Origin of the sequence: Petralouisia muris (assembly GCF_004793545.1) — a bacterium.
GTDB classification, from domain to species: Bacteria; Bacillota; Clostridia; order Lachnospirales; family Lachnospiraceae; genus Petralouisia; species Petralouisia muris.
The window spans coordinates 37,933-44,134 of sequence record NZ_SRYA01000040.1; the positions used below are offsets into that span (position 1 = coordinate 37,933).

Below are 6,202 nucleotides of genomic sequence, written 5' to 3' on the forward strand. Positions count from 1 at the left end.
GTCGCCGATAATCCGCGTATCATCTTCCGCATTCCCATAACTTTTCTGATGTTATGTAAATGAAATTTTCGTCATATATTAGATAATTCGTCACCTTTCCCTCGCCTATTTCTGCTACGTTTTTCACGCGGATTCCCTCTCTATTCACTGCAAACTTTAACGATTCTAAAAGCATAATGCCAGGGGAAACATTCGAAACCGCTGCATCATTCTCCTGAATTATCCGAAGTAGAGATTCTCGGTCGTTTTCAATTAAATTGTGGGTTTCGTCCTGGTTCAACAATTCTTTTTCCAATATAAAATTTTTGAAGACAGTGGTTGCAGCATATAAAATTCCGTATGCATCAATATATCGCGGAAGTTTTATAATGCCTTGCATTTTTCCTCTAATTTTTGTGCATTCATATAAAATTGTCTCCATAATCTCATCCACATGCTCCGTCGCAAAGCGCAGAAAATCATAGGCAAAATTTGGCAAAGCATGTAAGTTTTCCTGGTAATAACTTAAAGCAGAATTATCCACATCTCCTTCCTCAAAATTTAGAATAACCACCCGGCTCCGGCTTGATTTTCCACCAGAAAATGTCTCTCCGGTAATCAAGGCGCATCCATTAATTGGAATAAACTCTTTTGCGGCACTGTTTGATGCGAATGCCACAGACCTGCGCCTGGGTACTCTATCTCCGTATGCCCGGATAATGCTTTCCAGTTTCCGTTTCTTTTCACGGGCATCGAGATCGTTTTCAGAAGGTGTCAAATCATCAATCATAACGACCGTGTCAGCATATCGATCCATAATTTCGTAAATGGCTGCTTCCGTTGCCGAAAAATTGATTTCCGGAACAGCACTGGCAGTTCGATTAAACACCCGAGTAAAAATTTCCCCACAGGTAGTTTTTTTCGTATTTGTCTTGCCAATCAGGGCTGTAGAAAATTCAATCTGATATCCTGCTTTCTTAAACAGAGCGGTCAACAGGGCTGTCATTGCATAATACTGCAAAAAGACTGCATTTCCTGGTATAATCGACCGCATTCCCATAAACTCCTGAAAAATTTGCTGTTCACCTGCTGATTTCGTTATAAGATTAAAACCGTTGGCCGCTCTTATCGGCAGGTGCCCTAGACCGATTGCCCCCTGCGATGTCAAATAGCAAACTTGCCCAGATGACAGCCATTTCCAACCAGATGAACTATATTCCGTTATCGTCGGATAATTCTCCGCTTGTATTAGGCCTTGGATATACTTCTTCAACAACTTTTTTGCATTCAAACTGCTGCTTAACGCTGCTCGATTCCCTGTAAGCCTCTCAATCCAACCCACCCCAATATCTCTCCGCTTTCGATATTTCCCTCATATTCTGCATTGCCTGTTACAATAATTTGAACCTTCCATCTCTGCTTCTTTTTCGTGCCAATTAATTCATTTGCTTCATTAAAAATCTCGTCCACCATCCTCCTCTCTTTCAAAATTTTCAATGCAAAATTTCCGACTGGTTCATAGCTCTCCCCATCAGTAGCGGTCAAAATACCGTTTGTATATACAAAGTTTGCGGCATCTATGCTTATTTTTTTCCTCTTTTCTGGGCTTTTTCCTGAAACTTCCATCATATTTGATATGCCAGAAACCACATTGGATGGTATCGGGAAATAACCCATTTTTGTCAGTCCCTGTGAAAATTTTAAGTCCAATCCCTGCACATTATCCCGGCAATCCAACATGCTTTCAAAATTATCATTTCCGTTAGCCAGTGCCGCGAAGGTTGACGTCAATTTTTCCTCTTCACCGGTTAATTCCTGAGAAATTTTCTGCAATTTTTCGCCTGTTTCAACAGACGAAAAAACTCGCGATTTTTTCGTTATCATTCCTCCACCTTCCCTTTCTTCTGAAATTTTCGAAAATAATTTTTTCCCATTCATTTTTATTCTCCTTCCTGACTTTGCGTTTTCTCCTTTATGTTTCCCTTCTGTTCCCTCCCTTCATGATTTAATTATAAACCGCTCAAAATTAAATTATAATTCAAAATTTATTTTATTTTTTTATATAAATCATTTATTTTTTTATTAAATTTCTGTATTATATGCCTATAAAATAAATAATTTATAGAAATGAGTTGAAATTATGGATATAACAGAAAAAGATGCCCGTCTCAGATACTTTTATCTGATTGACACAAATTCCCTGGCACAAAAGATTGCAGATAAACTGGAACCAACAGCAGATCCAAAAACATTATTCGATTTGATATTCCGTCAAATGGAACAAAGCTGTGAAAGATACCTGAATTTTGTCTGGTCACCAAACAGTTTTAACAATTCCGGTAAACCTAACATATACTCAAATCCAATCCTTCGAATTGTACTGAAACACCATTGTATCCTGCATGGTTTTCTTTCTGCTGTAGAAAAAGACTCACAAAACAGAGACTGCATAAAAATAAGCGGTGCAAAAGATACCATGCTGCATTGCGGTTATTTCTATACAAATTTTTATAGAGAAAAGCCAACCTATATGCCAGACAATTATAACGTTGAGGCAATCGACAGTCTACCTCAAGTCTATAATCAATATAAAAACCGTTTCAACAAATATTCAGATTCTTATTCCTATAAAATTTTAATCAACCATTGCCAGGACTTTTGCAATAATTTTCCGAATGTTTCCCGTTATGAGGGCAGTTGGGCCTGCTTTATCTATACGATGCCGGAAGTGCTCACACTTAATAGAACAATTGGCAATTTTCAAAATCCTCAATCAAAAACTCCTGGTAAGTATAATAAATCCCTTATCAAATATTATAATAACTTGTTTTCTTGTTATAAAAAATGGTATTACCAAAATAATCTAACTCTTGAAGATAAAATTCTGTTTGAATCGGCAATGGAGCCAATATACGGTTTCCGTTTCTTTTTCTATGCATCAAAATTAATTCATAAGATACATACAGCCCCTATCCATGACACGGACCTGACATACAAAGACCTTGAAGGAACTGCAATGCTCAAACTAATCCTGCAAGCTGTCCAGCTTCCTATTATATATAACCGCTCTGTTTTTTTGGAACATGCAATCCGTTCCGTTCTATCCAGCCAATTTTTAAAATCCCAGAATTATCAGGAAAGCAGCTGCAGCCTTTTTACAAGACTTTCAAAAAAGGCTGTCCCGAAAGAATTGCTGTCCTTAAGCGGTATGGAACATATCAGAATATATCTGCAAAAGCTGACATATGTAGCCCTCCCACTGCTGGAAGATATATGGGATGTAATCATATACAAATTAAACCATAACTCTTCTTCCAAAGATAAATTTTGTATCAATATTGACACTTACCGTTCCTACCTCACAGAAAATTATATGGCAATTGCCAGCGATTACTCCTGGTATTTTGAAAAAGATTCGGAAGAACAAATGTCTGAATTCAGTCAAGATAGTTTTTATGAGAAGCTCACTTCCGCAAATATAGAAACTATATATCAGGAATTTTGTTTCCCTTCTGTAAAATACTCTGCCTTTGAAACCGACTCTTTCCAAGATTTGCTGCTTGGCTATTTTAAAAAGGAACGTTTTATCAATCCAAAACCTGAGCTTTATCAGCAATACATGTCTTTTATGGCTGAAGGTGAAGCCTCTGTAAATAAAGGCATTTATAACGATGAACTCAAATTCTTTAAACATCATGCAGAGGCTATTCTTGCTTATGCTGAAAGCCTTATGCCACTCAAAAAACAATAAGTTAAAAACCAAATTCATGCCATCAGGATGCAATTTCTCCTGATGGCAATCCTTGTCTATTCCCTGTTTCCCTTCTTTCCCCCAGTTTTTCCAAATGTCCTTCTTCTATTTTTAGGATAATTTCACAATTTCTCCTGCCCATGTTATCCATATGGGCAAAGGGAAATAAGGGAAATAGGTGTAGCCGCTCAAAATAATTGTCAAAAATTATCAAAATAATTGTCAAAAACATTTAAAAAATATTCCCGAATGTAAAGCAAAAAGTAACTATATATCTTTTTGTTCACTAAACACCGATATCTCTACCTTTGGTAACCGATATACCAGAATCAATGTAGAAGGTAATTCATACCGGAAATTAACTTTTGTTGGGTTTTTCTGCGCCATTATTGCCCTTATTGGGCAGGATGCTTACTCACAAGGGACATTTATTGCACAAGGATACGGAATTTATCAAATTAATGCTCCAAGGATCAGTGTTGCAACAATACAAAACACAGGGAACGTATCTTGCAATCCTGTAGAGGGAGAAGAGGCTGTACAACTTACCAATACTACAGCTAATGTACGTTTAATAATATTGATGTTGGAAGGGGGATTACCTCAAATTACCCTATAACTTATGCCAATGCATTTATGTTTAGCGGACGCTTACCGGAAGTTTTAATTTAGTCAGGATTGTTAGCCGGTAAATCCAGGGATGCAAGAACCGTCACACCACTTAATGTTTCCTGAGTTAATTCTGGTGGAATGGCTTTCCAGTCACTTCCCTCATAGGCTCCGATGGCATTCTCTATAATAATTAACCACCAGTTTTCAGAGCTTGCATTTTGGTAAATTTCCATATATGAGCAATCTTCTGTTTCGTCATATGTTTCACGGATTTTTGTCCATATGTGCGAAGCTGAAATAGCTTCTAGACTTATAAATTTTCTGGCGGAATATGCACTTAAAAACTGTATTTTTTGATATTCTGGTGCGCTACGATTCCAAATGCGCTTTACACTAATAACGCACGAATACTCTGTAAATTTTCCTTTTATTTTTGCAATCCGGTGCCATCCTGGCGAATGACCTCCAACGCCTCTTGCATATGATAAATATCCAGGCACAATTTCGGTGTTTTGCCTACCATACAAAAAGCATGGTATTCCTGTAAGTTTTGATTTCTATGTACAACAAAAACTCCGGGTATAAACCGGAGTAAAAAATCCGCATATTCCCTTACTTAATTCCTATGATGCATACTTATTGTAAGCATTCTTGACATTTTTCTGAGAAATGTAGCAGTATACTTGTGTAGTTTTTAGGTCAGCATGCCCTAAAATCACTGCCACATCCTGAATATTCATTCCTCTATCTAAAAGGTTTGTTGCTAAAGTCCTCCGATACCTATGTGGATGGACATTTTGCACTCCGGCTTTCTTGCCAATCTTCTTTAAAAGCACTTCTATCCCATTTTTCCCAAGCCGCTCCGTTCCCTTCCCTGTAAACAACGCCTCATTCTTATCTTTTCTGGAAGAAAGGTAATTTCCGAGATTCATTGCAGCGACTTCTGAAAGATAAACTGTCCGCTCCTTATTCCCCTTTCCCAATACCGTGCATTCCATACATTCAAAATCAATGTCGCTAATGTTCAATCTGGCCACCTCTGAAACTCTGCAGCCAGTGCAATATAAAAAATCTAGTAGGGCCAAATCCCTTGTGTTTGTACACGCCATTCTCAGCTTTTCCAATTCTACAGCCGAGAAAGGCTTCTTGACTTCTTTGCGATATTTGATTTGTTTAATCGCTGCACATGGATTCCTGCCAATCAACCCTTCTGCCGACAGCCAACTAAAAAAGCTGGAGTAACACCTGCGCATCCCGTCCAATGTTCGATTGCTTACTTTCGTTTCTGCTTTTTCCCGCCTGTAAGACAGATAAAACCTAATGTCATATGTAGTGACATCATATAATGGTTTTCCTAAAAAATGTATCAATTTACGGTTTTCATCTGCATACCTATGCAATGTAGATTCTGCGATGCCCTCGATTCTTTTGGTCGCAAGAAACTTCTTCAGCATTTTCTCTGCACTGCCATCTACAATTGTCACTTCGGTGCTGCGTTCTTGAACCTCATAGTTGCTTAATTCCATTATGAGCACGTCCTGTATCATGTCAGCTGTTCTAGCATCCACCCGCCCTTCCAAAGCCCGAACGACTTTTTGTATAATCTGCTCCCGTATTTCCATAATAGCCACCTCCAACATAAATCATACCATACACTTGCGGAATTTCTTGCAAATTTTAGCCTGATGTGCTATTATGGGGATGAAAAAGGAGCAACCGCCCACAAAGTGGTTAGCTTCCCAGATTTGCTATGAGCCTACCTGACCGCCAAGTACAAGGTAGGCATTTTATTTGAGATTTAGAATAATAAGCCTTATTCTAACAGAAATATTATTCTACAACAATCCCACAAAGCCTGTA

The 6,202-nt window shown here is 38.0% G+C and carries 5 protein-coding genes; 1 reads left to right on the forward strand and 4 read right to left on the reverse strand.

Annotation, left to right across the window (positions count from 1 at the left end):
- Positions 1–19: 19 nt before the first annotated feature.
- Together E5329_RS17845 and E5329_RS17850 are read right to left on the reverse strand one after the other, a co-directional pair.
- On the reverse strand, positions 20–1,033 hold the full coding sequence (locus E5329_RS17845; protein ID WP_135990786.1) for a hypothetical protein: 1,014 nt from the start codon (positions 1,031–1,033) through the stop codon (positions 20–22).
- A 245-nt stretch (positions 1,034–1,278) separates the two neighbouring features.
- Positions 1,279–1,917 carry a hypothetical protein gene (locus tag E5329_RS17850; RefSeq protein WP_135990787.1) on the reverse strand — a complete coding sequence of 213 codons (639 nt, stop codon included), beginning with the start codon at positions 1,915–1,917 and terminating at the stop codon, positions 1,279–1,281.
- Between the two features lie 202 nt (positions 1,918–2,119).
- Here E5329_RS17850 and E5329_RS17855 point away from each other — a divergent pair, with 202 nt between their 5' ends.
- The gene (locus tag E5329_RS17855; RefSeq protein ID WP_135990788.1) at positions 2,120–3,730 is read left to right on the forward strand and encodes a hypothetical protein; all 1,611 of its coding nucleotides are present in this window, start codon (positions 2,120–2,122) and stop codon (positions 3,728–3,730) included.
- A 668-nt stretch (positions 3,731–4,398) separates the two neighbouring features.
- On the opposite strand, the gene E5329_RS17860 is transcribed toward E5329_RS17855, so the two are convergent.
- Positions 4,399–4,869 carry a hypothetical protein gene (locus tag E5329_RS17860; RefSeq protein ID WP_135990789.1) on the reverse strand — a complete coding sequence of 157 codons (471 nt, stop codon included), beginning with the start codon at positions 4,867–4,869 and terminating at the stop codon, positions 4,399–4,401.
- 96 nt (positions 4,870–4,965) lie between these two features.
- Positions 4,966–5,964: a site-specific tyrosine recombinase/integron integrase gene (xerA, locus tag E5329_RS17865; RefSeq protein WP_135990790.1), complete on the reverse strand. Its 999-nt coding sequence runs from the start codon at positions 5,962–5,964 to the stop codon at positions 4,966–4,968.
- Positions 5,965–6,202: the final 238 nt, after the last annotated feature.